This window comes from Verrucomicrobiota bacterium (assembly GCA_037139415.1).
Taxonomy (GTDB): Bacteria; Verrucomicrobiota; Verrucomicrobiia; order Limisphaerales; family Fontisphaeraceae; genus JBAXGN01.
Genome location: JBAXGN010000011.1, coordinates 14,249 through 38,098 on the forward strand (window position 1 = coordinate 14,249; position 23,850 = coordinate 38,098).

Sequence of the window (23,850 nt, forward strand, 5' to 3'; positions counted from 1 at the left end):
GGCGTACGCTTTTTGAATATGCCACCACAAATTGTCAGGCTCGTTTTTGTCACGATCGCGATTGCCGTGGGCTATTTTGCCGCGCGCAAAGTACTCACCCCCGATTCATTCGGACAATATGGGCATTTTCGCGGTAACGCCCTGGCGCTCGTCGCCAGCCGGGCGCCCGTTTATGCCGGCCAAAAAGCCTGTGATGAATGCCACTCCGAAATCCTGGCCAAGGTGGCCAAGGCACCCCACGCGCCGGTGTCGTGCGAGGCCTGCCATGCCGCCTGTCAAGCCCACGCTGCCAATCCGGAAGTTAAAACGGACAAGCTTACCGATGGTCTGTGTGCCCGCTGTCACGAGCGCACCACCGGCCGTCCCGCCTGGCATAAGCAGATTAACCTGAAAAACCATTACAACGGGCAAGGGGCCTGCAAGACGTGCCACATTCCCCATCAACCCAACGATACTCCATGAAACACAAAACCACTCGGCGTCAGGCCATGACGACCTGGCTGGGAGCGGGAGCCGGATTGCTGGCTGCCACCGTGTCTCGCCCACTCAAGGCCGCAACCCAACAGGCCGCCGCCCAAAACGCCCTGCCGAAGAATTACGATCCCACCCGCCATCGTTGGTTGATGGCGTTGGACGTGGATCGCTGCATTGGCTGCGGCTCCTGTGTGAAAGCGTGCAAGGCGGAAAACAAGGTGCCGACCGAGCAAGGCTGCTTTCGCACCTGGATTGAGCGTTATGTCATTAAGCGGGCCAAGCCCGGCTCAGACAAGTTGCGCGGGGAAATCAGTGTGGATTCCCCGAACGGCGCGCTGGATGGCTTTCCGCCCAGCACCGTCCCGGCGGCGGAAATATTGAAGGCATTTTTTGTGCCCAAGCTCTGCAATCTTTGCACTCATTCACCCTGTGTCCAGGCCTGCCCGGTCGGAGCCACCTTTGATGCTCCGGATGGCACGGTGTTGGTGGACTATAAATATTGCATCGGTTGCGGCTTCTGTATTCAAGCGTGCCCGTACGGCTGTCGCTTTTTCAACCATGACACCCATACTGCGGACAAATGCACCTTGTGTTATCACCGCATCACTCGCGGCCTGAAACCCGCCTGCGTGGAGGTTTGCCCGGGCGGTGCCCGGATATTTGGGGATCTGCGCGATACCCGCGAGGATAATCCGCTGTTGAGATTCATCGAGAAAAACAAAGTTCAAACCCTCAAGGCGCATCTGGGCACCGAACCCCGGGTGATGTATGCCAACCTGGATGGGGAGGTACGATAATATGAATTCCATCTCATGGCTCCCGTTGCTGGCCAACGCCAACCTGATCGAAGGTTACGTGTATCCTAACGAGCAGAACCTGCTCTGGAGCGTTTTAATCGTGGTGTACCCGTACATCACGGGTCTGGTGGCCGGCGCCTTCATTATGGCGTCGCTGGTGCGCGTGTTCAAGGTCAGCGCCTTGGAACCGGTTTATCGCATGTCGCTGTTGATTTCCTTTTCGTTTCTGCTGGTTGCGCCCTTGCCGCTCTTGTTCCACCTCGGGCATCCCGAGCGCTGTCTGGAGGTCATGATGACTCCGCATGTGAGTTCGCCGATGGCCATGTTCGGGTTTGTGTATGCCTGGTACATCATGGCGGTGCTCCTGTTGGAATTGTGGTTTGATTACCGCCGGGATTTCGTGATCTGGGGCAAGTCAACGCCCGGTTTTCAAGGATTTATGTATCGGCTGTTCACGCTGGGGGTGAACGATCTGTCGCCGGCGGCACTGCACTTGGATGAGACGATGGGCCGCGCCATTACCATTATCGGCATCCCGTCGGCGTTCCTGCTGCATGGGTATGTGGGCTTCATCTTTGGTTCCATCAAGGCCAATCCCTGGTGGGGAAATGTGCTGATGCCGGTCATCTTCATTTTCTCAGCCATCGTTTCAGGCATTGCCTTGTGCGTGGCCCTATATGTGGTGCTGACGCGTTTGCGGGGTCGCAAACTGGACGATGCCTGCCTGGACGAAATGGGTAAATTTTTATTTTACGCATTGCTGTTCGATTTTGCGATTGAAACGCTGGATTGGGTCCATCGCCTGTATTCGGCTGAGGAATCCATTCATGTGCTCAAACAACTGGCGTCCGGCAAGCTGTTCTACACCTTGCTGATTGGCCAGGCCTGTCTGGGTACGCTGTTGCCTTTCCTGCTGTTGGGCAGCACCCAATTGTTCCGTGCCCGGATTCCCATGGCGGTGCGCCGGGTCTTTTATTTTGTGAGCAGCCTGCTGATTGTCTGCGGGGTGCTGGCCATGCGCTGGAATGTGGTCATTGGCGGCCAGCTTTTCTCCAAAAGCTTGCGTGGTTTTACCACCTACAAGATGGAATTAGGCGGGCAGGAAGGCTGGCTGATGGCCGCTGCGCTGGTGCTGCTGCCCTTTGGGATTTTGGCCGTCATGCTCAAGTTGTTCCTGTTCAACCGGGGTTCCGAACCCGAAACCGCACCGGCGAACTCGACCGCACATCCGTAATTTGCGCTGGATTTGTCTGCTCTAAGCCGTCAAGGCAAGGCGACGGACTAAACCAGCGCCTGTAAAGTCCGTTGCCTTATAAACGTTGGTGGGCAATACGGTCCGCTGGCAGGGTAAAGTGAATGCTTGGCAGGACAAGTTTCCGGAGTGGGCAGCGTGGCTGCCCGCCGGCCCGGGTGGTTTATCCATGCGGGCCAGATTCCTGGCCAGATTTTATGCGTGCCACCGAACATCAAGACCGCACGTTTCTTGAGGACGGCGCCAGGGTTATGGTCATCGGCGGCGGGCCAGCAGGCGCTTTTTTTTCTCTTTTATTGCTCCGGCGGGCGCGTGAATTACACCGTAAAATTCACGTCACCATCATTGATCGGCGGGCTCTCTGTTCCTGCGCGGATTTCTGCGGCATGGTGGGTGGCCGAAAAGGTTGCGGGCATTGTGCCGGCGGCATCTCTCCGCGCTTGAATGATCAATTGAACGCACTCCATTTGGCGTTGCCCCCGGAAGTGATTCAAGATCGCATCCGCTCGGTGACCATCCAGGGTTACTGGAAAAACATTGAGTTGGAGATGCCGCGCGGACGGGAAATGGTGTCGGTGTTTCGCATGTCCCGAAGTGGCTCCAATCCCAATCGGCAACACAATTTTGACGCGTTGTTGTTGGAGTATGCCGTCCGAGAGGGGGCCGAATTGGTCAGCGGCGACGTGTATGCGACCGAACGTTCGGCACAGAACAAACCAGTGGTGAAGTATCGGGATGCCGTTGGCGAACACGCCAGTGAGGTGGATTTCCTGGTGTTCGCGGCAGGCATCAATGCCGAGGTGGACAAGGGCAATCCTGGCCCCTCGCCCGTTCAATTGATGCAACACCTGAACCCCCGGTACCTGCCACCGCAGTGCCGTCGGACGCTGGTGTTTGAACTGGAAGCGGAGGCTGGCACTTCCTCGGGTTTGGAAGGCGAACTGCACTTTGTTGAATATGGCTCCAGTTCCCTGCGACTGGAAATGTGTTCCTTGGTACCTAAAAAAGACTGTATCACCGTGGTTCTGGTTGGCCCGGCGGTGGATACCGCCACGACGAACGCGCAAAACCGGGAGCTGATCGAGCAATTCCTTGCATTGCCGCACATCCACAAATTGCTGGCTGCCCGTCATCATTTTCGCGTGACCTGCATCTGCAATCCGTGGCTGGCCGTGGGTACTGCGCACCATGCCTTTGGTGACCGCGTGGCAGCGGTGGGTGACATGGTCACCTCCCGATTGTACAAAGACGGCATCCTGTCCGCCTTTAAGACCAGCCAGGCTTTGGCCGAAGCCTTGCTCACGTGGGGCATGGATCAACGCAGCCTTGATGAAGCGTATGCTCCGGTCATCCGCAATTTTCGCCGCGACAACCGTTTTGCGGCCATCGTCTTCCTGCTGAATCGGGTCTTTTTTGAATCCGCCATTCTCAGCCGCGTCTTATATCAAGCGGTGATCACAGAACGCAAAACGATGCCCATTTCTGAGCGATCCCTGGCTATCATCCTGTGGCAAATTGCCAGCGGTGATGAGGATTATGAACATGTTTTTTGGGCGCTGCTGAGGCCGTCCACCCTTTGGCTGGTTTTAACCGGCGGGCTTCTGGTCACGGTGCGCAATTACCTGACCGAGTTTTTCTTTGGGCTTTCGTGGGAGGGGTTTGGCCGATTCACGACCGGGGTGGCCAAAGAACGTTTTGAGGTGAAGCGGCGAATGTTCGCGCGCAAATTGGCGGGCGAAGGTCCGGTGCCATCCGGGTTCGAGTTTGAGCGGATGTACACCATTTCGATCCGGGCGACCCCGGCCAGCGTGCTCAGCCAATTGGGACGGTTTGGCGAGGCGGATCGTGGTTATCTTCGCCCTCGCTGGGTATCCATTCAGCGCGTTGCCGGCCAACCGAACGAGCCGGGTTGCGTGATTCGCTATACCATCCTCGGCGGGGTGTTCGCGTTTGACTTGGGGTTGGAACAAATCCTGGATAATCACCTGGTGGTGTATCGCGTGCGCAACGGTTTCGCCTGTGGCGGCGCGTTGTTATTCGAAGTCGAACCCACCGTCAGAAATACCAACCTTTCCCTCTACGTGGCGTTCGATTTTGAACGCGGAACGAGTCTTCCCCAGCGCGTTTGGTGGTGGCTGTTTCGCCTGTTGTTCCCGGCCTATGTCCATGACGTGATCTGGAACCACGCGTTGTGCCAGTTGAAGGATATCACCGAAGCCACCGACGAGGCACCGTCCTCACCCGCGAAGTAAAGCAGCGCGAGCAACTTCGGTTTTCGGGTTAAGGTTTCTTTGGATGATCCCGATAAATTTGACCAACCACCGTGGCTGTCAGGTCGGGATTACACAGATGGGTGAGCACCGGCTCAGGGCCATAGCGCCATGGGGCCAGAGCAAACCACGCGTAGCGCTCCAGAAATGGCAACGCGTCCAGCATGGGCAGTGCGCGGGACAGAAAGGCGGCCTGCGTTCCCGCGTCGGCGGCTTGTTTGCTGCGGTTCCAATTGACCAACGCAAATTCCGTCAACCACACCGGCCGCTGAAACTTGGTGTGAACCCCTTCGAGAAAAGCTCTCAACCGGTCCGTTTCAGTGGCGGGATCGGTGCCGGTGCCATACCAGTGAACACAGATGAAGTCCACGCGGTATTTCCGGTCCTCGGCCCCGGCGATGAATCGCTCCAACCAACTCCCAGGCTTTGCCGGATCGCCGGAGGTCGCCGGACTTCCCAATCGCAAACCGCTGCGTTCCAAGACGGGCCAAAGGTCAAGCGCCTGTTCGACGGTCAGGCGGGATTGCTGGCGATGATCCGGTTCATTGAACCCGAGCAAGTTGGTGGATCCCATCGTCTTGGCGCGCTCGATTTCATGGTCATTGGCATACTGGGCACCCCAAATCATGGGCACAAACTCCACTGCTCCGGGCGCCGCCGCCCGGTTGGTATCCGACTCCCAGGTATAGTACCAAGCCAACCGCAAACTTGCCAAAGCGCGGCTGGCATTGGGAACCGCCCAAGTACCCACCCCTTTTTTGGAGGCTGGCAGTACCGCCGCCCGGGCGGGGAGATTGGCAATAAAGCACAGCAGAAGCAGCGCCCCAAGCAGGAGCGCGCACGGCCGGAACCGTTGTGCGTGCTTGTTCGTATTACGTTACTGGCACAAAGTCAGCACATCGCGGCTGAGGTCCGCCGGGCTGTTGGCCAGGTAGCTCAATGGATCACGCTGGAATTCGGTCCAGGCGCTGCGGACACTATTCACGTCACGATTATAATGACGGAACGTCTTGTGGCCGAATTGCAAAAACCGGACGTTTTTCAACGTGCGGTGAATGTGGCGAAGGTGTTCGTGAGTGAGGTGAGGAGTTTGGCTTTTCATGATTTTATGTCAATGGGTTGAGTTGGGTTTATAACGCAAAACAAGCAAAAGGCAGACAAAAACCGACCTTGATTTCGGCTGAAGCCGAAACCGGGCCGCTACCAATCCGCTTATATGCAGGTTGTTTCAAAGTTGCAATCCGCTGATATATAAAGGCTTGAGTTTATCCTGGGGTATTCTTTTCAGAAGTCTGAAGAAAGCACCACACTGGCAGGCACCGGTCCGGCGGGTTGGGAATACCGTCCGGGCCTTTACTTCAAAAAACGGCGCCTATTTACTTACGCGCCAGCATTATAACGGTAAAAAACGGAGGTGCAAACGAATTTTTTCAGCTACGAATTTTACCGCACGTTCTGAATCCGGTGGTAGCAGGTTTGCAGCCAGGCCCGCGACCGCTCCTTGCATTCAACCGGAATATGGTTCTGGCGTTCGATCTGCTCAACCAGTCTTTGCGCGCGCCAATAGTTGGCGCAATCTTCCGCTTGGATGGCGGCGATGAGTTGGAGGGTGGCATAGTCCCCGGGATAATCCAGCAACCGTTTTTCCGTCAATTCCAGCGCCGAGCCGAACTGTCCGTTGGCCCGGAGTTCCAGGATTTCCTGGAAATCCGCGTGTTGCGCCCATGCCTCGAGGTTCAGGTAATGCGGTGGCAAACGCACCGGCCCGGCGTTTTTCAAGCGGGGTGGCGTTTCGTGTTCGTCGGCGGCAGGCAGCGTGACCACCGGGCCGCCCGGGGTGGTTTTGACTTCGATGAATTTGCCATGCGCGGCGGCCTTGCCGGATTGCCATTCCGCCAGTTGGTTTTTGGCATATTCCTTGGCGCCGGAGCGGGTAAAATCAAGGTCCAGGATTTTGTTAATCCAGGTTTGCGCGCCCGCCAGATCGTGCAAGTCTTCGGCATAAATGGTCGCCACGAGCAACATGCCTTCAAACGGAGCGTCCGTCATCTTGAGTTGGCGTTCGGCCAAGGCGATGGCTGATTTCGGCTTTTGGGCGTGGCGCAACCGGCGTGATTCGTTGTAGTCGGGGTCGGGGCCGGGCGGTTTTCGTTCTTCGCTGGCGAGGATGCCGTCCAAGAATTGCCGGGGCTTGGTTCCCGGATGCGGGGAAACCCCTTGTGCCAGCCCGCTGCTGAGGCCGGCTTTGGGGCTCAACCGCAGCTTGCCGCTGGTTTCATCCACCGCGAAGGCCGGCTGATTGCTGCCCGAAAACATGATGGCTGTCGCATCGCCTGGATTCACGCTGAGCCGCCAGCGCTCATATTCGAGGGCCGCATATTCTTTCTGCCCGTGCGAAATGGCCTCGGCGTTGAGGATAAGTTGGGTGAAATGGCGCGCGCTCTTGAGATCGCGCAAATCCTGGGCATGAATCAGCGCGAGCAGATATAGCCCCTCGAAGTCTTCGGGGTGATTTCGCATCCGGTCCTTGATGTTGCGGATCGCCAGGGTGGTTCTGCCGGTGGCGCGAAAATGCCTGGCGAGGGCGTAGCTGGGCGATGACATTGGCCCGGCGGGGCCGCCATCCCCCATCACCGACGCGTGGAACGCGCGAAAGGCAAAGTGCGCGACCACCTCCGACCAGACCATGCCAAACACAAAAAACACGGGCCGGGCGAGCAGGAGCAGCAAAACCATGCTCCAGACGCCCTTGGCAAAAAAGAAGAACGCCACCACGATAAGCAGGGAAGCGCCCAGCCGGAACCGGATCAGGCGCAGTTCCGGCACCCGCGTAAGCCAAACAAATCCGCCCACCACGAGGAAGAGCCACACCCACGTTTCATACTTTGCCAACCAACCCATAGTTATTGCTCCATTTGGCCTTCCGCCGCTTGAGCGCCAGGCCCGCCACACCAACACCTAGCAAGAGACCGGTGGAAGGCTCCGGGACAGCCCCAAAGCTGAAATCATCCATCATGAAATAGCCTTGGGCTCCCCGGATCATCACGCGGTCAATCGGCAACGCATACTGGGAAGCGATATAAAGCGGCACGCCCCCGATACCTGCGTCCGGCGTGGTGGCGACCACTTTTCCACCCGAATAAAGATCGTAACCGATGGTAAAGTAGCCGGCGAAAAACGCTCCGTTGAAAACCGTCGGTGTTGTGAAATCAATGTATGACAGGCCAGTCCAGCTTACCCCGTTCATGTTGTCATAACTGGTGACGGCTGATGGCAGAGAGTTGGCCGTGTAGTTAGGCGGCTCATTGCCAACCACAAACCAACTGTCATTCCAGATCAGGCCGCCATAATTGACGGGGATCCGTCCGCCCGGCAGATCGTCAAAACTCAGCACCGCCGCCCGTGACGACACCAGGCCAAACAGCATGAGCGCTGCAACCAGCAAGGGAGAAAAATGGCGGTGCCGGAGGGCAACAGACCTGGGAAGCAGGCTCGTCGGTTCAGAAACGCAACTGCGTGTTACGCCCTGCTGGTTCCGGGGCTGGGAAAACTGATTACTTATGCTATTCATCTTGCCAAGGAGGGTAACGGGGCACCCGTTGCAGTCAAGAGAATAAACTTTTAAAAAATTGCTTTGGGCCGAGTTTCAGGCGTTCGCTGGTCGCTTTGCGGTAAGAGCACATTGCTTTTGGCTCACCATTCATGGGTGATGAACCGATGCCACCACCGGTGGGGAAGCAACCGTGAATATTGGCAGGCGAAACCGGCTTCCGGTGCGGACGGTTGGAAAGAAAACCACGCCAAAACTGCACCGTTTCTGCACCGTTTTTGAGATTTAAACGGTGCAGTTTTATGGGCGACTTGATTCATAAGTAATTGCGAGATAGTAGGTTGTTTAGTTTGCGCCGACTCACGTCGGCGGCTACGACGGGGGTGGGTGGTGCAGTTTTGGAAATTGTGATGTTCTTGTGATGAATTTGATTTTTTCACACAAATTGTGACAAAATTGTGTGAAAAAGATTTTTTTGACACAAGAGCACAAGACCGAAATCCAAAGACTTTTGCAGAAAAATGAACCGGCATAAAAATGGGAAGCCGAACATGGCAGAAAAATTTACTGGCAAAAAAATTATAACCAGAAGATGCCAAGGCCGATGGCCGAAGCCAACTTTTGGAGAATAATTTTCGGGCAGAAAAATCACCACCGGAAGATGGAGGTTGGCGGGCAGGAGATGGCAAAGCCAAAGGCCGCCGACCGCGAATCGCGCCAATCAACGCGAATGAGGGCCGCCATTTCGGAATTCGAAATCCGGGTTTCGGATTTATATTCATGCCATTCATGAGGGCGAGAGTAACAGGGTTCCAGGAAAAGTGGTTCCCTCCGGGAGGGAATGTTTTTCAGAAATATTGGCCGACGGAAAAATAGGGTTGGGCTTGTGGATGACGGATGGCAATCGGGTTTGTCCGCAGGGATAAAATTTTCTATTAAAAAACTTATTGACGCCCGCGCATTTATTAGGCATGAGTTATACATGAACCCCGTGGTATTGCGTTACGGTGTTTTGAGGCGGGAAAACAATCGGAATTATGAACACATATACGAACCAGGTGTGGGAAGGGTTTCGACTTATTTACGTGGTTGCATGTTTGGTCATCGTCGGCCTGCCGCTTGAGGCCACCGCCAAGTCCAGGCCTGCACGGCCAACCCTGCCTGAAGGGGAGTCCCTGATATTCCGAGCCAATGACCAGCAGACCAACTTTGTGGCCGATGCGGTCTCCGGCACGGCTTATTTAAAGTCGGCACAGTTCGTGGAAGGTTGGTCCGGTACGGCTTTGCTCATGGCCGGTGAGACGCCTTCCCATTGCATGATCCCAGTCCAGGGAACCCGCAAACGGCCCAACTTCTCGCCTAACACCGGCAGTATTCGCTTGTGGTTTTCTACTGCATGGTCCAGCACTTCACTAGGTGGTCAAGGATCAGGTAAGCATGCTCGTCTGTTAGAGATAGCACACGTGAATGCGAAGACGCCAACTGGTTTTGCGCTGTACTTCGATTCGGACGGTAACACCGTGTACTTGAGCGCGTATCAAGCTGGTCAGGCTGTGGATATCGTTCATGCTACTGTTGCTCTGGGAAAGGATGTCTTTCACCAACTGGGGCTGGTTTACGGTCCAGAAGCCACGTCACTGGTTTTGGACGGTAAGATTATCGCTACTGGCCGGGGATTGCCGGCGTTAGCCCAACCAACCGACCTGGATAGCTGGATGTGCTTTCTGGGCTCAAATCCGGGCGGGCTGGAGAAACTGGAAGGCCAACTGGATGAAATTTACTTCTTTCCGTATGCCTGCACGGAAGCACAGTTTGGGTGGGACTATCAATCGCAGAGCCTGTTGGCAGCCATGGGACCAGTTTCTGTGCAGGAATCCATAGCACACTATCGGACTTTGAGGCGTCATCATGGGCCGCAGCGCGCCGAGGGATGGCCGTCGCCGCCCGATCCCGGACCCGGCGGTGGCGGTGGCAGCACTACCAACGACATGCCGTTCTATAGCAGTTGGGAATTGCCTTATAACACCAACGTTCTGCACATTTCCAAGCTGGTGTACGATACCAATGGCACTGCCTTGACCATTGCGGGCGGAGAAACCAATGGGGTGTATGACTTGTTCTATACCACGAATCTGGTGGGCAACCATGTGACCAACAGCCAGTGGACGTGGTTCTTTCGCGGCGCTCCCGGCCAGACCAACTTCGTTCACACCAATGCGCCCGTGCCATTTTGCCTGTATTTGGTAGGTGCCACCAACGATACGGATGGGGATTTGCTGACGGATGCCTATATTCTGCTGGTCAGCAAAACCGCAACCAATCTCGTGGACACCGATGGGGATGGCATGCCGGATATCTGGGAACTGAAATATGGGCTGAACCCGCTGCGCAACGATGCGGAGGATGATTTCGACGGCGATTGGGTCTCCAACTACCAGGAATATATCAACCAGACCAATCCCCGCGATGACATGATTTTCGCGTGGGGCGACAATTTCCACCGGGAATGCCTGGTGCCGCCGGATTTGCGGGACGCCCGGCAGTTGGCGGGCGGGTACGGTTTCAGCCTGGCGTTGCGCAGCAACGGCACCGTGGTTGCGTGGGGCGGGCTGACCAACGTCCCAGCGGCCGTCACCAACGTGGCGGCCATCGGCGCAGCCTGGTACGACGCGATTGCCTGGTTGAGCAACGGGACCGTGATCCGTTGGAATGCTACCACCAACTATTCCTGGAGCACCAACGGCGCAGCGTACGCCCTGGGCTATGATTACGTCCTCTGCCTGCGCAGCAACGGCACCCTGGCCTACTGGGGACAGGGTTCCTGGCGGACCAACCTGGGGCGCGGCCCCAGCAATGTGATGGCGCTGGCGGCGGGAGCCAATCATGCGGCGGCGGTGCTGTCCAACGGGCAGGTCACGGCGTGGGGGCAGAATGCCGGCAGCCTGCATTGGAACCTGACGAATGTCCCGGCCTCGCTATCAGGCGTGGCCACCCTTGCCTCCGGCTACCTGCACACGCTGGCGTTGCGCAGCAACGGGACGGTATCGGCGTGGGGTTATCCATACAATGGCCTGACGAACGTGCCCGCCGGCCTGAGCAACGTGGCGGCCCTGGTGGCGGGCATGACCTACAGCCTGGCGCTGGACAGCAACGGCACGCTCCACAGTTGGGGGCCGCTGGTGGTGCCGGAAGATCTGACGGCGGTGAAACTGATCGGCGGCGGGGCCAGGCATGCCCTGGCATTGCGGACCGGACGGCAAACGCCGGTGGTGCTGGCCGAACCGATCAGCCAGAGCGGATTATCCGGCACCAACATCACGCTGAATGCGCTCGGGTATGGACTGGCGGGGGTTAAATACCAATGGTTATGGGATGGTAGTGCGATTGCCGGGTCCACCAACGCCAGTTACACGGTCACCAACCTATCCACCAGCAACGAAGGGGCGTACCAAGTGGTGATCGCCACCGGAGCGGGCGCGCGCACCAGCCGGGTGGCCCAAGTGGTCCGGTTACAGCCGCCGGTGGTGTCGGCCACCAGTCCTGGGGTGCCCAGCACCTTATGGGCGAGCAAAACCCTCATGCTGGCGGTTTACGCCACCGCCAATAGCACGTATCCGCATCGCATCCATTACCAATGGAAGAAGGACGGCGCCACCCTCCCGGTGCTGGAACAGTCATTCATTGCCCTGCCGGACCCGTTGACCGGTCTGACCAACTTTGAAGGGGAATACACCGTGCAGGTATATAACGCGGCGGGGGGAACCAACGTGGGCACCTGGACGGTGCAGGCGGTATTGCCGGGCATGCTGGCAATGTGGGGCGACAATCAATCCGGTCAATGCCAGCGCCCGGCCAACCTGACCAACCTCCTGAGCATGGCGGCGGGCGAGACCTATTCGCTGGCGCTGCGCGGCAACGGCACGGTGCTGGGGTGGGGCAGCGGGGCTGGCACCAATGTCCCGGCGGGCTTGAGCAATGTGGTGGCCGTGGCGGCAGGCTATGCGCATGGCCTGGCCCTGCAAGCGGACGGCGCCGTGGTGGCCTGGGGCGACACCAACAACCCGGCACTCCATATCCCTGCCAACCTCGGACCCGTGGCCAGCCTGAGCGCGGGCAGCAACTTCTGCCTTGCGTTGCTCACCAGCGGTGAGGTAGTGGGTTGGGGCGTGAATGACTTTGGGCAAACCAACGTGCCACCGGGAAGCAACCCGGCCAAGGCGATTGCGGCGGGGGCATGGCATGGGGTGGCGCTGCGGGAGAATGGCACCGTGGCGGCCTGGGGGAATAACCAGATGGGACAAACCAACGTGCCCGCCAGTGCCACCAATATCCTGAGTGTGACGGCTGGCCGGGCGCATACTCTGGCGGTGCGCCGTGACGGCAGAGTTCTGGCCTGGGGTTTGAATGACGCGGGCCAGTGCGATGTGCCCGCCGGGTTGAGCAACGTGACCGCCGTGGCGGCGGGGGCCAATTACAGTGTGGCGCTCAAGGACGACGGCACCCTGGTGCTGTGGGGGCAGGGCGTGGGGGTGCAGACCAATGAGATCGCCAGCCTCAACAATGTCATCCGGATTGCCGGGGGCGGCGCCCATGCGCTGGCGTTGGGCGGCACCCGCCCGGCACCCGTGAAACAGCCGGGCATGGTGGCGGCCTGGGGCCGGAACCTGAATCGGCAGTGCGAGCCGCCGCCGGGCTTTACCAATGCGGTGGCCGTGGCAGCGGGCGAAACCCACTCCGTGGCGGTGCGGGAAGACGGCACCGTGCTGGCCTGGGGCAATAACGACGCGGGGCAATGCAATGTGCCCGGCGGGCTGAGCAACATTGTGGCGGTGGCGGCGGGATATGGCCACAACCTGGCGCTGGATGATTTGGGCCGGCTGACGGCCTGGGGCGATACCAACCAGCCGGCGGCGGTGCTGGTGCCCACCAACCTGATGCGGGTATCCGCCATCAGCGCGGGGAGCAACTACAGCCTGGCCTTGCTGACCAACGGCCAGATGGTGGCCTGGGGCGTGAACGCTGCCACCAATGTCCCGGCGGATTTAACCAACGTGATCGAGTTGGCGGCGGGGGCCTGGCACGGGTTGGCGGTGACGACCCATGGCACGGTGGTCGGGTGGGGTAACAACGCCTTCGGCCAGACCAATGTGCCGCCTGAAGCCACGAACGCGGTCGCCGTGGCGGCGGGGCGCAGCCACAGCCTGGCGTTGCGGCGGAACGGAACGGTGGTGGCCTGGGGCGATAATACCTGCGGCCAGACCAATGTCCCTGCCGGCTTGAACAACGTCATGGCCATTGCCGCCGGGGCCACCTTCAGCGTGGCCTTGAAGAATGATCGAAGCCTCGTGGTCTGGGGGCAAGGGGCCGTTACAATACTGGAAGAATACGCCGGGCTGTCCAACGTGGTTTCAGTTGCGGGCGGCGGCTATCATGCTTTGGCCACCCTGCACCAGCCTTCGCTTTCTTACCCGGTGACGGTGGAAAAAGACCTGTTGCTGATCTACAACACCAATTCAACGGACAGCCTATGGGTGAAAGATTATTACCTGGCCCACCGCCCATTTGCCGCGAAAGCGAATGTGTTGGGAATTGGATGCACTAACATAGAAACCGTAACTCCTCCGGAAATGGCCAATGATATTGGCTCACCATTCCAAACTTGGTTGAATGCTAACCCCACGTTGCGTCCGCAATATATTGTGTTGTTTTTGGATGTTCCATCGCGAGTGAACTGGAGCAATACACCCGGTGTTTATGACATGGATCATCTTTCTGCTCCCAGTGTCAGTGTTCAACTTCACAGTAATTTCTATACGGGGATTCTGCCGTTCGTAACCCATATCAATATGGGCGGAACGAATGATTGCCGGGCTTACATTGACAAGTTGGAATTCTTCGGGACCAATTATTCTCTTGGAAAAATTGTTATTCGAGCGCATCCGGAGGGGTATTCCGAGGGGAATTATTATTTTGATGAATGTAAGCCAGCCAATATTTTAGGCAGCTTTGCGGGACCGGCGCGGCAAGGTGTATTAGGCGCAGGAGTGCCGGAAACGAACATTACTTTTATTACTGATCCTCCACCAATCACTCGCGGCACAAATGTTTTAGGTTATGTAAGTTGGGGCACTTACAGCTTAGGACGAGACTATGTTATTCAGGGTTCCAATAGCATCCCTGTCCTATTCTATGGCAATAGCGGTGGTTATCTAATTCAAACCGTAGAATCTTATAATGGAGTAAGAGATTATTTTCACAGCATCGGACAGGGAACTTTTTGCCAATGGTTCTCAAGTAATGCGTTCGGTGGAATCAATTTTTCAAATACACCGATGGGGGCGGCTTCCCATGTTGGTGAGCCATACACGCCAGGCATAAACGATAGCAGGCTGTATTTTGGTTTATGGGCTTCTGGGCACCGTTTTTGCGCAGCGGCTTGGGTCTCAGCTAGAACACATCTGCTACAAATTATTGGAGATCCCATTGTAATAAAATAATTCAATATGAAAATAATAATAGTATTTGAGTTTTTCGCATACTTGGCGGCCACACTGCCAGGGGTTTGTGCCACGCAATTCATCAACCTCGATTTCGAATCTGCGCAGGTTGGAAATCTCGCTGCTGGGCAAGGCGAATTCGTTCAGGTTAGTAATGCATTTCCCGGCTGGAAATTTTATGTCGGCAATGAAGAACGCCCTAATGCCTATCATAATGGCTCTAGTCTTGGCGCTAACAGCGTCTCCATTCTCGGCCCGAACTTTGGTGCGCCTAATCAAATTCTCAGCGGGAACTACACCGCCTTGCTTCAAGGCGCCTATAATTATAATTTAGACCGCGCCAGCGCCTCTCTAGCCCAAGTCGGAGAGGTACCAGATTGGGCAAATTCCATCCAGTTTAAACTATCCGCCTGGCCGGGTGATTTTCGCATCTCATTGGCTGGAAACAATCTGCCACTATTTGTGGTGGAAACCAATGCGGCATACAAAGTGATGGGGGCGGATGTGTCTTGGTATAAGGGAGCTGCGTGTGAACTACGGTTCACCTCGTTTTATCAAGGTGTCCAATATGTCAATTATGATTTATTGGACGACATTGTGTTTTCCTCCGACGCTGTTCCCGAACCCGGCACTCTGGCGCTCTGGTGCGTCGGAGGTTTGATCGGTTACACGCTCGGCAGAAAACGAAGAGTGCCCTGAATTTGTCATGCGTTATCCATCCCTAACGACCTCATCTGGTGTTGGCACAGCGAGCAGTGGGCGATCCGTTAATCCGCAGATAAACAAGAATATGAAAAATTTGCACCTGAAGAATTTGGTTACACTCCTTCTAGGAATTGGGAGTTGCCAGTCTAATATGGTTTGTGGAGCAACGGTTTTCCAAAACCTTAATTTTGAGGAAGCCACGGTTCCTGATTTGCCTAGCGGCAGTTGGAACTCTAGTGAACCCGTTGCTGATGCATTACCCGGTTGGCGGGCATTTATTGGAACGTTTGAAGTGACCACAGTTCCACATAATGCGCACCCGTTTGGTGCTGTAAGCGTAATTATTTATGGCCCCTATTCCTGGAGCAGCGATATTCTTTCTGGTAACTACTCAGCAGGGCTTGCCGGGGCCTATTATTACCAGCCAGAATTCCGCAATGCGTCCATCGCTCAGGTTGGCGCTGTCCCAATGTGGGCCAATAGCATTCAATTCAAAGTCTCTCCCTGGGCTCATGCGTTTACGGTTTCGCTTGGCGGCAACGTGTTGCCGACGCAGCAACTCTCCTCCACGGCCCAGTATTTAATCTGGGCAGCCGATGTGTCGGCGTATGCTGGAAACGAAACGGAATTGCGCTTTACGTCCATGTACGATGGCCTGGGACCGCCCAACCTGATTAGCCTCGATGACATTCAATTCTCCACCGATATGGTTCCAGAGCCCAGCGCATTGGCGCTAGGGTGCACAGGAGGCCTGGTTTGCTGGCGGGCGGTGCGCAGGAAAAATAAAGCCTCTATTCCGCATGGTACTGAGTGATATGAACAAGCGCCTATTGAATCCACTGCGTTTGGTTTTGCTGGGGATATTTGCAGCCGCAAATGTTCCGGCAGCAGTTTCTTTCGTCAATTTGAATTTTGAAGATGCCCAAATACCCATTGTGCCTTCGGGTCAAGCCGGGACTACTGAATCTGTTGCCAACGCCCTGCCCGGATGGCGCGCATTTATTGGAGTAAACGAATCCGCTACCGTATGGCACAATAGTGTTCCGCTTGGATCCACGCGGGTAATCGTGTTTGGACCATATTTTGACACTTGGGGTATTCTTTCCGATAACTATTCAGCATGTGTTGGCGGTGCATACAACTATTTTCCCGATCAGCGTGACGCGTCGATCACCCAGACCGGCACGGTTCCTGTGTGGGCTAACGGCATTCAGTTTATGGTATCTCCATGGGCGCATGCTTTCACGGTATCTTTGGCCGGCAATGTCCTGCCCACCGTGACCGTTTCGTCCAACGCCAGTTACATGGTCTGGGGCGCGGATATTTCAGCCTATGCGGGGAGCACAACCGAGTTACGTTTTACTTCCCTGTACGACGGCACGGGTTTGCCTAATTTGACCAGCCTTGATGACATTCAATTTATGGCGGAGGCTGTCCCTGAACCCGGCACCATCGCGTTGTTTGCCCTTGGCGGCATTGGGCTGTTTCTAGCCGCAAGACGCCGTGACTCATGAAAAACATAAACACAATTTTCTCCAGTTTCATGCTCGCGATTTCATGGTGGCCGCTGACGAGTAACGCCCAGGCCTTCATAAATTTGGGGTTTGAATCAGCCGTGATTAAACCCATACCCAACAATCTGAGCCACTCGTTGCAAATTGGATACGAGTATGCATAAAACAAAACCACGAAATTTTGTCCCTCCGATTTTCATCTGCGCGGCATTGCTTATTATCCCAAGGCTAGCCAGTGCCGAAATCCTATTCACGAACCTGGGTTTTGAATCGGCAAAAATTGTGCCAATTCCTGATGATGTTTATGGGCGGGTGCAATTTGATCAAGCCGTACCAGGGTGGACTGCGTATATTGGCTCCGAGCCGCAAACAATGATCTTGTACAACAATATGTACCTCAGCTCATCAGGGTTCGCATTAATGAAAACAAATGGATATGTTTACGATGGAAAATATGCCATGGTGTTGCAGACGGGCCTTCGGACAGGTCAGCAAAATGTTTCATTATCACAAACCGGATTAATCCCTGCAGGGACGCAGTCCCTGCAGTTCAAATCCTCTGGGGAACGCTATGCGTCGTTTGATGTTGGAATCAATGGACAGGCTCTGCCCCTCGTTATTCTGCAAACATTTGCGGGTTATGATCTTTATGCTGCAGACATTTCCCAGTTTGCAGGTCAAACGGTTGAACTGAAATTCAATGAATACATGGTCATTGGCTATCCGGGAGAGCTTTCTTTGGATTCAATCATTTTCTCACCTGTAGCCGTGCCAGAGCCAGCCTCGATCGCGTTGTTTGGCCTTGGCGGAATTGGGCTGTTTCTAGCCGCAAGACGCCGTGACTCATGAAAATCATAAACACAATTTTCTCCAGTTTCATGCTCGCCATTTCATGGTGGCCGCTGACGAGTAACGCCCAGGCCTTCATAAATTTAGGGTTTGAATCAGCCGTGATTAAACCCATACCCGACCCGAGCCATGTGGAATGGGACGCTGCAATGCCTGGGTGGTCAGGCTATTATGGAGACCTATATACTGGTGTACACCAGCGAACATCGTTGCTTTACAATACGCTCAATATCGGCTCGCCCGGCATCGCTTTGCTTGGCCCTGAGTCTGGTTATCATATTGAAGGGAACTATTGTTTGGCACTTCAGACTGGTGGTGCCGATTATGCTACAGATGTCTATATAACACAAACTGGAGTCATACCAAATAATGCGAACTCCCTTCAATTTATAGGTTCCACAGCAAGAAATGGTTTTGCTGTTTCTCTGAACGGACAAACAATCAACATGGCTGTGATGAAGGCCTTCGGAAGTTCTTATTACCTATACGGTGCTGATGTCTCAGGCCTTGCTGGGCAAACTGTTGAATTACGAATAACTGATATTACTGCATTTGCATCCCCCAGTCTGTTCATTATTGATTCTTTCAATTTTTCACCCGAGGCTGTTCCTGAACCCGGCACCATCGCTTTACTTTGCCTGGGTAGCATTGGGCTGTTTCTAGCCGCAAGACGCCGCGCCTCATGAAAACCATAAACACAATTTTCTCCAGTTTCATGCTCGCCATATCATGGTGGCCGCTGATGAGTAACGCCCAAGCCTTCATAAATTTAGGGTTTGAATCAGCCGTGATTAAACCCATACCCGACCCGAGCCATGTGGAATGGGACGCTGCAATGCCTGGGTGGTCAGGATATTATGGAGATACTTATACTGGGATTAAAAAACGCACGTCTCTGGTTTACAATGACGTCAGTATTGGCTACCCAAGTATAGATTTATTGGGGCCAGGGAGTGGATATCATATCAATGGAAATTATTGCGTGTTGCTTCAAACTGGTGTCGCATTCTATTTTACCGATGTGTACCTGACGCAAACCGGGATTGTTCCCGCTGACGCAAACTCTCTACAATTTGTAGGCTCCAATCCACGCAATGGTTTTGGCATTTCACTAAACGGACAACCCATTGCCATGTCGGTGCAGAAGACCGTTGGAAATTATTATCAGTACGTCGGTGATATTTCAGGCTTTGCCGGTCAAACAGTGGAGTTGAAAATTACGGATATTGCCGTGGCGGGTTCGATAGGTGATTTTTTTATTGATTCCATCGCCTTTTCCACCGAAGCCGTCCCTGAGCCTGGCACCATCGCGTTGCTTGGCCTTGGCGGCGTTGGTATGTTTCTGGTTACTCGACGCCGTGTCTCATGAAAATCAGAAACACAGTATTCTCCAGTCTCATGCTCGCCATTTCATGGTGGCCGCTGACGAGTAACGCCCAAGCCTTCATGAACCTAGACTTTGAAGCCGCAACAATAATACCAATAGTTAACGATCCATATCAGGTGGAATGGGACGCTGCAATGCCTGGGTGGTCAGGATATTATGGAAATACTTATACTGGGATAAAAAAACGCACGTCTCTGGTTTACAATACTCTTAGTATTGGCGACCCAAGTATAGATTTGCTCGGCCCAGGGTCTGGATATCAAATGAGTGGTAATTATTGTCTAGCTCTTCAAACTAGTGTTACCTTTTATTTTACCGATGTCTATATAACGCAAACCGGTACAATTCCTGCCGACGCTAACTCGATTCAATTCAAAGGTTCCAGCGCACGCAATGGTTTTATCGTTTCCTTAGATGGACACCCCATCAGCATGCCCGCGTTAAAAACTGACGGGAGTTATTACCAGTATGGCGGAGATATTTCTGCATTTGCCGGTCAAACTGTGGAGCTAAGAATTACGGATATTGCCGTTCCTAACTCAGAAAGTATGTTTTTTATTGATTCCATCGCCTTTTCCACCGAAGCCGTTCCTGAGCCTGGTGTCATTACTTTATGCTGTGCCGGAGGTATGATGGTCTGGTGGTTACTGGGGCGGAGACGAAGAACCGAAAAACAGCAAAACGTTGGTTAATATGAAAAGGTCATCTGCATTACTGCTTGTGCTGTTGGGATTATGGTTTGGCCATGCCGAATCCGTTTTCTGCGCGCCGCAGTTCATTAATTTGGATTTCGAGTCCGCACAAGTTCCTAATTTGCCAGCGGGACAAGCAGGTGGGGATGTTTCAATTAATGATGCATTTCCAGGTTGGAAATTTTTCGTAGGAAGCCAAGAACGGCCTTTTGCTGTGCATAATGATGTCAATCTGGGTGCTAATGGCGTCTCCATTCTTGGCCCGAACTTTGGTGCACCTAATCAAATTCTCAGCGGGAACTACACCGCGGTATTGCAAGGGGCTTATAATTATAATCTAGATAATGCCAATGCATCCTTGGCTCAAGTTGGGGAGGTGCCAGACTGGGCGAATTCGATACAGTTCAAGTTAAGTCCTTACACGGATTCATTTCGTGTTTCATTGAGTGGGAATAGTCTTCAACTTACTGCACTCGAAACCACTGCCACATATACCATCATGGGAGCGGATGTTTCATGGTACAAGGGAAGCACATCAGAACTGAGGTTCACCTCATATTACCAAGGGTTTCGATACATCAATTACCACTATTTGGATGATATTGTTTTCTCCCCAGACGCTGTTCCCGAGCCCGGCGTTATTACTTTATGGTGTGCCGGAGGTATGATGGGCTGGTGGTTGGTGAGGCAGGGACGAAGAACCTGTAAACCGCAAAACGTTGGTTAATATGAAAAGGTCATCAGCATTGTTAAAACCTATTTTGGCACTTTTAGGAATATTCGTTTTCCATGCCAACCCAGTCTTGGGCGAGGTTGCATTTCAAAACCTTAATTTTGAAAATGCGACGGTCCCTAATTTGCCACCAGACAGTGCCAATCCAAGTGAAGACGCGACCGCAGCGTTTCCAGGATGGCGAATTTTTTATGGCAGCTATGAGCAAACCACCGTTGTCCACAATACAGTTCCATTAGGCTCTACCAGGGTCATGATATTCGGTCCAAATTATAAATACCAAGGCATTATATCTGGAAAATATTCTGCCTGTCTTGCTGGTGCCTACAACTATTATCCTGATCAACGTAATGCCTCTATCGCCCAAACCGGCACGGTTCCTGTGTGGGCTAATGGCATCCAGTTCATGGTATCTCCATGGGCGCATGCTTTCACGGTATCTTTGGCCGGTAATGTATTGCCAACAGTGCCCGTCTCCTCCAACGCCAATTTCATGGTCTGGGGTGCGGATATTTCAGCCTATGCGGGGAGCACAACCGAATTACGTTTTACTTCCCTGTACGACGGCACGGGTTCACCTAATTTGACCAGCCTTGATGACATTCAATTTATGGCGGAGGCTGTTCCCGAGCCTGGCACCATCGCTTTATGCTGTGCCGGAGGTATGATGGGCTGGTGGTTGCTGGGGCGGGGACGAAGAACCGGTAAACAGCAAAACGTGGGTTAATATGAAAACATCTGCATTACTAAAACCTATTTTGGCACTTTTAGGAATATTCGTTTTCCATGCCAACCCAGTCTTGGGCGAGGTCGCATTTCAAAACTTTGATTTTGAAAGTGCCAACATACCTAATGTTCCATCAGGCCAATCCGGAGTAGATGAGCTTACTCTCGTAGCGTTACCGGGTTGGAAAACCATGTTTGGACCTTACGAAACGACCAACGTTTTACATAATACTATACGTTAGGGTCCGCTGCTATTTCTGTGTTTGGTCCTAATGTCCAGTATGCATCTTATGTTCTCCAAGGGCGATACTCCGTTTGCCTGATCGGAGGCTATCGTTATTTGCCAGAAGAACGTAATGTCTCTGTTTCCCAAACGGGTACCATTCCCAATTGGGCTAACAGCATCAAGTTCCTTGTCAATGCCAATGCACATGACTTTACGGTGGCGATGAATGGGAACCCCCTGTACATGCAAAAACTAACCACCAGCGGCAGTTATGCTACGTGGGGAGCTGATGCTTCCGCGTATGTGGGACAGACCGTTGATTTGCGATTCACCTCGCAATACATTTACGGTACGGTTAATCCCGTTTGGCTCGATGACATTCAATTCTCAACCGATATGGTTCCAGAACCTAGTGCATTGGCTCTATTGTGTGGCGGGGGCATGGTTTGCTTGTGGATGATGGGGTGGAGACGAAAACCTGGTATTCAGCACAACGACGCTGGCTAAGATGAAAAGTTATCCTTCATTTCCCATTTTATTAGTGTTAGGGTTACTAGTTTGCCATGTTGACAGGTCGTTGGCAGGGGTCACCTTCCAAAATCTGGATTTTGAACAAGCTTCAATCCCGGACCTGGCATCAAACCAGACTTCCGATGAGTTAGTAGTTAATGCTTTGCCTAGTTGGCGCGCATTTGCCGGTATGTATGAAGTCTCCACAATGTACCATAATAGCATTCCCATTGGGTCGACGAGAATAATCATTTTCGGTCCATTTTATCGGCATCCCGAACAAATCCTTTCCGGTAAATATTCTGCCTGTCTTGCTGGTGCATACAACTATTTTCCCGATCAGCGTGACGCCTCCATCGCCCAGACCGGCACGGTGCCCGGGTGGGCCAATGGTATTCAGTTCAAAGTGGATATTTGGGCGCATGCCTTCACGGTTTCTTTGGCCGGCAATGTCCTGCCCACCGTGACCGTTTCGTCCAACGCCAGTTACATGGTCTGGGGCGCGGATATTTCAGCCTATGCGGGTAGCACAACCGAATTACGTTTTACTTCCCTGTACGACGGCACGGGTTCACCTAATTTGACCAGCCTTGATGACATTCAATTTATGGCGGAGGCTGTTCCTGAACCGGGCACCCTGGCGCTCTGGTGCGTTGGAGGTTTGATCGGTTGGTCCACGCTCGGCAGAAAACGAAGAGTGACCTGAATTTGTCATGCATTATCCATCCCTAACGACGTCTTCAGCCGGCAACCAATACCAGGCGAAAGGTCAACTCTTTGCTTGGCGAAAAATGCGGAAGGAACACACTGGCACCAGCGGCGGCACCGTGCCAAACATAAAGGCGCGGAGAGCTTCTGCCATCCAACACGCCAGGCGGAAAAGGGGGCAACCAAATAGTATTGTATATTTTCCGATTGATATTAAGCGGCGAATCCGCTTCCCTGTCGCCATGTTAAGCCAATCAAGAGTCCAGTCTCCAGGGGCCATTTGCCATAGCATTCGCTGCGGGGATCGTGGCAGGATTTTTACTTGGAGGCTGCGGCATGGCATAATTTGTCGGGATCAATTCAAAAGGAGGCATCATGAAAAACAGGAAATACTATGGTCTGACCCCGAATAAGAGTGGTTCTGCCGGTGGCGCGGAAGTGCCTTGCGAGGGCGTAGCTGGGCGATGACATCGGCCCGGCGGGGCCACCATCCCCCATCACCGACGCGTGGAACGCGCGAAAGGCAAAATGCGCGACCACCTCCGACCAGACCATGCCAAACACAAAAAACACGGGCCGGGCGAGCAGGAGCAGCAAAACCATGCTCCAGACGCCCTTGGCAAAAAAGAAGAACGCCACCACGATAAGCAGGGAAGCGCCCAGCCGGAACCGGATCAGGCGCAGTTCCGGCACTCGTGTGAGCCAAACAAATCCGCCCACCACGAGGAAGAGCCAGACCATTGTTTCATACTTTGCCAACCAACCCATATTCATTGTCTCATTGGGTTGTACCCGATCGAAGATCTGGTGGCAGACGGATACCCATTCCAGCGGCCACCGGCATCAGTATTATAAGTGAGAATCATGGGAAAACCAATACCGTTCATACGCACAGAGAGCAAGCCACAAATGCGACCTTATTCCTGTTCTATATTCCAGCCTGACATTGGCGCGTTTTGG

Annotated in this window: 23 protein-coding genes; 17 read left to right on the forward strand and 6 right to left on the reverse strand. The window is 54.0% G+C overall.

Features of this window, described 5'->3' with window-relative positions; translation table 11 throughout:
- Positions 1-18 precede the first annotated feature (18 nt).
- From WCO56_03270 to WCO56_03285, 4 genes are all read left to right on the forward strand, one after another.
- A complete protein-coding gene (locus WCO56_03270; protein MEI7728559.1) occupies positions 19-462 on the forward strand; it encodes a hypothetical protein in 444 nt (147 codons plus the stop codon).
- Positions 459-1,271: a 4Fe-4S dicluster domain-containing protein gene (locus tag WCO56_03275; GenBank protein ID MEI7728560.1), complete on the forward strand. Its 813-nt coding sequence runs from the start codon at positions 459-461 to the stop codon at positions 1,269-1,271. The genes WCO56_03270 and WCO56_03275 overlap by 4 nt, the downstream gene beginning before the upstream one ends.
- Before the next feature lies 1 nt (position 1,272).
- Positions 1,273-2,505 carry an NrfD/PsrC family molybdoenzyme membrane anchor subunit gene (gene nrfD / locus WCO56_03280; GenBank protein MEI7728561.1) on the forward strand — a complete coding sequence of 411 codons (1,233 nt, stop codon included), beginning with the start codon at positions 1,273-1,275 and terminating at the stop codon, positions 2,503-2,505.
- Between the two features lie 215 nt (positions 2,506-2,720).
- Positions 2,721-4,775: a hypothetical protein gene (locus WCO56_03285; GenBank protein MEI7728562.1), complete on the forward strand. Its 2,055-nt coding sequence runs from the start codon at positions 2,721-2,723 to the stop codon at positions 4,773-4,775.
- Between the two features lie 28 nt (positions 4,776-4,803).
- On the opposite strand, the gene WCO56_03290 is transcribed toward WCO56_03285, so the two are convergent.
- The 5 genes from WCO56_03290 to WCO56_03310 form a co-directional block, all read right to left on the reverse strand.
- Positions 4,804-5,544, reverse strand: a complete 741-nt coding sequence (locus tag WCO56_03290) for a glycosyl hydrolase (GenBank protein MEI7728563.1) — start codon at positions 5,542-5,544, stop codon at positions 4,804-4,806.
- A 126-nt stretch (positions 5,545-5,670) separates the two neighbouring features.
- Positions 5,671-5,895 (reverse strand): hypothetical protein, encoded by a 225-nt coding sequence (locus tag WCO56_03295; protein MEI7728564.1) that lies wholly within the window; start codon positions 5,893-5,895, stop codon positions 5,671-5,673.
- A gap of 341 nt (positions 5,896-6,236) precedes the next feature.
- Positions 6,237-7,694 (reverse strand): hypothetical protein, encoded by a 1,458-nt coding sequence (locus tag WCO56_03300; GenBank protein ID MEI7728565.1) that lies wholly within the window; start codon positions 7,692-7,694, stop codon positions 6,237-6,239.
- Positions 7,672-8,238, reverse strand: coding sequence for a PEP-CTERM sorting domain-containing protein (locus WCO56_03305; GenBank protein ID MEI7728566.1), 567 nt, complete (start codon positions 8,236-8,238; stop codon positions 7,672-7,674). The genes WCO56_03300 and WCO56_03305 overlap by 23 nt, the downstream gene beginning before the upstream one ends.
- Positions 8,239-8,486: 248 nt before the next feature.
- On the reverse strand, positions 8,487-9,125 hold the full coding sequence (locus tag WCO56_03310) for a hypothetical protein (protein MEI7728567.1): 639 nt from the start codon (positions 9,123-9,125) through the stop codon (positions 8,487-8,489).
- A 255-nt stretch (positions 9,126-9,380) separates the two neighbouring features.
- On the opposite strand from WCO56_03310, the gene WCO56_03315 reads away from it, so the two are divergent.
- The 13 genes from WCO56_03315 (at position 9,381) to WCO56_03375 (ending at position 22,888) form a co-directional block, all read left to right on the forward strand.
- Complete coding sequence (locus tag WCO56_03315) at positions 9,381-14,840, forward strand: hypothetical protein (GenBank protein ID MEI7728568.1); 5,460 nt, start codon at positions 9,381-9,383, stop codon at positions 14,838-14,840.
- A 42-nt stretch (positions 14,841-14,882) separates the two neighbouring features.
- Complete coding sequence (locus WCO56_03320; protein MEI7728569.1) at positions 14,883-15,539, forward strand: PEP-CTERM sorting domain-containing protein; 657 nt, start codon at positions 14,883-14,885, stop codon at positions 15,537-15,539.
- A gap of 91 nt (positions 15,540-15,630) precedes the next feature.
- The gene (locus WCO56_03325; protein ID MEI7728570.1) at positions 15,631-16,359 is read left to right on the forward strand and encodes a hypothetical protein; all 729 of its coding nucleotides are present in this window, start codon (positions 15,631-15,633) and stop codon (positions 16,357-16,359) included.
- Between the two features lies 1 nt (position 16,360).
- Complete coding sequence (locus WCO56_03330) at positions 16,361-17,059, forward strand: PEP-CTERM sorting domain-containing protein (GenBank protein ID MEI7728571.1); 699 nt, start codon at positions 16,361-16,363, stop codon at positions 17,057-17,059.
- Between the two features lie 156 nt (positions 17,060-17,215).
- A complete protein-coding gene (locus tag WCO56_03335; protein MEI7728572.1) occupies positions 17,216-17,908 on the forward strand; it encodes a PEP-CTERM sorting domain-containing protein in 693 nt (230 codons plus the stop codon).
- Entirely contained in the window at positions 17,905-18,594 is a 690-nt protein-coding gene (locus WCO56_03340) for a PEP-CTERM sorting domain-containing protein (GenBank protein ID MEI7728573.1), read from the forward strand. Before WCO56_03335 ends, WCO56_03340 begins: the two co-directional genes overlap by 4 nt.
- Positions 18,591-19,277, forward strand: coding sequence for a PEP-CTERM sorting domain-containing protein (locus WCO56_03345; GenBank protein MEI7728574.1), 687 nt, complete (start codon positions 18,591-18,593; stop codon positions 19,275-19,277). Before WCO56_03340 ends, WCO56_03345 begins: the two co-directional genes overlap by 4 nt.
- Positions 19,278-19,306: 29 nt before the next feature.
- Positions 19,307-19,987, forward strand: coding sequence for a hypothetical protein (locus tag WCO56_03350; protein ID MEI7728575.1), 681 nt, complete (start codon positions 19,307-19,309; stop codon positions 19,985-19,987).
- Between the two features lies 1 nt (position 19,988).
- On the forward strand, positions 19,989-20,714 hold the full coding sequence (locus WCO56_03355) for a hypothetical protein (GenBank protein ID MEI7728576.1): 726 nt from the start codon (positions 19,989-19,991) through the stop codon (positions 20,712-20,714).
- Between the two features lies 1 nt (position 20,715).
- Positions 20,716-21,447: a PEP-CTERM sorting domain-containing protein gene (locus tag WCO56_03360; GenBank protein ID MEI7728577.1), complete on the forward strand. Its 732-nt coding sequence runs from the start codon at positions 20,716-20,718 to the stop codon at positions 21,445-21,447.
- Between the two features lies 1 nt (position 21,448).
- Entirely contained in the window at positions 21,449-21,688 is a 240-nt protein-coding gene (locus WCO56_03365; GenBank protein MEI7728578.1) for a hypothetical protein, read from the forward strand.
- Between the two features lie 98 nt (positions 21,689-21,786).
- Complete coding sequence (locus WCO56_03370) at positions 21,787-22,179, forward strand: PEP-CTERM sorting domain-containing protein (GenBank protein MEI7728579.1); 393 nt, start codon at positions 21,787-21,789, stop codon at positions 22,177-22,179.
- Position 22,180: 1 nt separating this feature from the next.
- Positions 22,181-22,888 (forward strand): PEP-CTERM sorting domain-containing protein, encoded by a 708-nt coding sequence (locus WCO56_03375; protein MEI7728580.1) that lies wholly within the window; start codon positions 22,181-22,183, stop codon positions 22,886-22,888.
- 362 nt (positions 22,889-23,250) lie between these two features.
- On the opposite strand, the gene WCO56_03380 is transcribed toward WCO56_03375, so the two are convergent.
- Positions 23,251-23,658: a hypothetical protein gene (locus WCO56_03380; protein ID MEI7728581.1), complete on the reverse strand. Its 408-nt coding sequence runs from the start codon at positions 23,656-23,658 to the stop codon at positions 23,251-23,253.
- Positions 23,659-23,850 lie beyond the last annotated feature (192 nt).